We start from the raw sequence: 3,735 nt of genomic DNA on the forward strand, positions 1-3,735 counted from the left end.
CACCCTGTCTCGTGGTACGGAAAAAGCAAGCGGGCGGGGGAACTAGTGGCCGAGAAATACGCGGGGGAGATCCCCATTACGATTGTTCGACCACCCATCATTCTGGGGGAATGGGACAAAGACGGGCTCGAAATGTTTCGGCCGATCGCCCGGACAGGCGTGCACCTGGTACCCGGCTATCGCCGCAAATATTACTCCGTGGTTTACGCGGGGGATCTTGCTGAACTCCTGGTATCCGCCGCCGAACGGGGCGAACGCCTGCCCGCGCCGACTCCCTTGAGCAACAAAGGGCAAGGGTACTACTACGCCGCTTTCGAGGAATGCCCCTCTTATGGGGAACTGGGCAAACTCATGGGGAAGGCCTTGGGACGCCGGACCCTCGTCATTCCGGTGGCGCCGCCAGTCGTGTGGACGGTGGCCCTCCTGGGAGAGTTAACGGCCCAGTTGAGGCGGCGCCCGGTCGTCTTCCATCTGGACAAAGCCCGCGAGGCACTCGCCGGTTCGTGGATGTGTTCGGCCCAAAAGGCGCGAGAGCAGCTTAGTTTTTCCACACCCAAGACCTTGCTCGAGCGGCTGGAGCAAACCGTCGAATGGTACCGCCGTGAAAAGTGGCTGTGAAACACTGACCGGCAACCCGGGGTTAGTGAACGGACAGCAGACGACGACATTCTCCCGGCCTATTACGAACCGGCTCGGCCCAGAAACCGGCAACCAACGAGAAAGCGGCCTTTTTCATGGTTCTCCAGCTCGTGGACGTACACAACCTGGGCCGTCAGATAAATGGATTTGTGGTTATCGCTGACGAGTGCCATCAACTCGGTAAAGTCAGGCCGCTCGTCGAGATAGAAGGAGAATCCGCCCCGCGAGATGTCCCGGCATCTCCCGGAAAGAAATCCCGCGGATCCGGTTTTTTGTTGTCGGTCACCGGTGCAATCCGCTGAATCGCCTCGAAGGCGAAACGTGGGCTCCGACGTCTCTGAACAATGCTCTTGTCCATGGCCGGAAACTGCGCTCTTGGGAATCCACAATGCCACTTCTGAAAGAATCTAGCATACCCTCACCTGACGAGGGGGCGTTTTGCCAAAAAGTTTCTGATTTTTTTCCGGTCAGCGGTTCAATTCCCGGCTGGCGATACCGATTTGACGGTTGTTCAGGGGCTTCTTTTTGAAGCGGACATTCCGTCTCCTGTAGATCCCCAACCCTCAGGCAATTTCTACAGGAGATTCCCTTACTTTCAGGCTTCGCAAGGCTCTGATGGCCATTGTCCTGTCTCGCGTTTCTGTCGCGGCGAGTGCTTCTTTGAGACGAGCCACCTGCTCCGGCGTAAAAGGAATTGCCTCGCCAGGCGGAGGTGGTTCAGGCACCAGTTTCTGGGCGATGGCTTTCAATAGCATCGGACGATCTTCTGCAATTCGAGTCGAGAGGAGCCATCCATCGGACCACGTCCCAGGTCCAGGTGGCAGGTCCCGCTTGTTCAGGATCACCATTGCATCCTGCCACTCCTTTTGAAGCCGCCCGTAATCGGCCGTCCATTCGGTGCTTCGATCCAAAACAAGGAGGACGAGGTCGGCTTCGCTCGCAATCCTGCGTGTCCGAGCGATGGCCTCCGCTTCCAGCTCGTCCTGCGGAGACCGTACCCCTGCCGTGTCGTACAGCTCCACAGGCCAGCCTTCGACAACTGTCGCCACCGTCACAAAGTCGCGCGTGGTTCCCGGTGTCGGATCCACGATCGCCCGTTGGTATCCCACCAACCAGTTGAGGATGCTGCTTTTTCCCGCATTGGGCGGACCAACCAACACGACTTTATATGGTCGCGTCAGATGGAGTCCCACCTTTTCCCAGGAAAGCAACCGATACAGGATATCCGTGGCTTCCTGCCAATTGTCATGGATGAGGGCGTTTTCCGCTCTGTCGATCATCGTGGAGAACGCTCCCCCGTACTGGTCCAGCAGAATCGAGGTGACGGTCCAGGTCGCGGCATCGGCCAGGGCAACCCGTGCGGCGGCCACGAGGGCGTCTTTTTCCGTCCGTTGAATCCATCGCTCCCAGGTCTCGCGATGAAATCCCAACCGCTCAAACTTCGCAACAATCGTTTCCACGAGAAGCGGGTTGCCGTGGCAATGCAGTTCGGCGGTCTGGCCATCGACCACCCGAAGGATCAGTTCCTCATACAGATCGTCACCCATGCGAAAACGCACCAGAGCGGGTCGAGAAGTGATTTCAAATCGAAATTCCGATCCCGTGCGTCGCACAAGCTGCTCCTCGAGAGCGCTTTGGACGGCGGGGCCTTCCAATCGAATGGTGGCCAGGGCGGCACGGCCAGGGGGTGTTAGCACGATCACACGGTTCATGGAATATTTTTCACCAGAATCTGCAGGTTCGCTTTCAAGACCAGTGTTGTGGTTCCTGGTTCTAACATTATCGCCGCAACAAGCATTATCCAGGATGTCACTTTTGTGAGCGGGCATGTGGCGACAGCCGGAGCAATCATTTGAAATCTTCCGTCCAGTTAACTATATTCTTCAAAAGAGTAAATTTCTCCGCATCGTGCAGTTTCCCACCGCTAACAGTTCGCCTGCAATGGCAGGCCTCTGGGGTGTGTTGCGTCGAGTCGAGTTTTGCTGACATGTCTCAGTTTTAACAGGAGGGATGGACCATGGCGAAGCGATTTCTGTTTGTGACGGCCGCGATGCTGTCGATCGGCCTTGCGGCGAATGCGTACGCGTGCAAGTGGTGGTCGCGGCTCTGTGTGCGACACCATTGCTGCCAACCGGCGGCGTGCTGTGTTCCGGTGCCGGAATGCGAAGTGGTCCCGCCAGCCTGCGAGACTCCCGCTGCTGTAACCGAGGAGGCTCCGGCTGCCCCCACACCTTCCCCGGGAGAGACCAAACCTGAAGCGCCCGCGGCAGCCCCTGCTCCGGCTCCTCAAGCTCCGGCTCCGGAAGCCAAGCCAGAGGAAAAACCGGCCCAACAGGCCGTCCCACCGACGCCACCGACTCCTCCCGCTCCCCAACCGGCAGAAAAACCCGCTGCTCCCCCAGCGCAGGCCCAGGCAACTCCACCTGCCCCGCCAGCACCGGCTCCGGCGCCAGCTCCTGCTCAGGCGTCGCCTGCTCCCGAGGCAAAACCGGAACAGCCTGCAAGCCCACCGGCACCTCCGGCACCTGAGGCGGCTCCACCGCAGCCCGCTCCACCGGCCCCGGCTCAGCCTGCCGCTCCTCCAGCCCCTGCGGAAGAAAAGCCTGCCCAGCCGGCTCAGCCACCTGCTCCGCCGGCGGCCCCCGCCCCGGCCCAGCCTGCGGCTCCAGCGGCTCCTGAGGCAGCACCGCCTGCCGCTCCACCGGCTCCTGCACCGGCCGCCCAGAGTTCCTCCTATCGCATCTGGACGGACGATACCGGCCGGTATCACGTGGTGGCTCGGTTTGTTGAAACGTTGGAAGGTGGCCGTATTGTCCGGCTGCTGCAACCGGATGGGCAGTACGTCCGCGTGGCCTTCGAACGTCTGTCTCGGGATGACCAAACCTACGTCTTGAGCACACTCGGCGAACTCGCCCAGCGGTGAAGCTCGGTTGCCGCTGAATGACCGGCGGTAGGCACCCCGGAATGGTGTCCGCTTGCAGGTGTTTTTTCAGAAAAATAGGCACCGATTACTGAGTGTTGCCGGTGCTGAAATGACAACCCGAGACGGGAGTACCGGCTCCCGTCTCGCTTTTTTGTTGAGTCAAGCCTTGTGCG

At 59.9% G+C, this 3,735-nt stretch carries 4 protein-coding genes; 2 read left to right on the top strand and 2 right to left on the bottom strand.

The genetic code is table 11. The features are described from left to right. The coding region (locus H5U08_RS12720; protein ID WP_297033635.1) for an SDR family oxidoreductase at nucleotides 1-618 on the top strand (618 nt) is incomplete at its 5' end. Between the two features lie 62 nt (nucleotides 619-680). Here the strand turns inward: H5U08_RS12720 and H5U08_RS19895 are convergent. Further along, the gene (locus H5U08_RS19895) at nucleotides 681-1,034 is read right to left on the bottom strand and encodes a PilZ domain-containing protein (RefSeq protein WP_366494529.1); all 354 of its coding nucleotides are present in this window, start codon (nucleotides 1,032-1,034) and stop codon (nucleotides 681-683) included. Between the two features lie 168 nt (nucleotides 1,035-1,202). Then, on the bottom strand, nucleotides 1,203-2,351 hold the full coding sequence (locus H5U08_RS12725; protein ID WP_297033639.1) for a GTPase: 1,149 nt from the start codon (nucleotides 2,349-2,351) through the stop codon (nucleotides 1,203-1,205). 305 nt (nucleotides 2,352-2,656) lie between these two features. On the opposite strand from H5U08_RS12725, the gene H5U08_RS12730 reads away from it, so the two are divergent. Further along, the gene (locus H5U08_RS12730) at nucleotides 2,657-3,562 is read left to right on the top strand and encodes an SHD1 domain-containing protein (RefSeq protein ID WP_297033642.1); all 906 of its coding nucleotides are present in this window, start codon (nucleotides 2,657-2,659) and stop codon (nucleotides 3,560-3,562) included. The last annotated feature ends 173 nt before the right edge of the window (nucleotides 3,563-3,735 follow it).

Origin of the sequence: Thermogutta sp. (assembly GCF_014359955.1) — a bacterium.
Taxonomy (GTDB): Bacteria; Planctomycetota; Planctomycetia; order Pirellulales; family Thermoguttaceae; genus Thermogutta.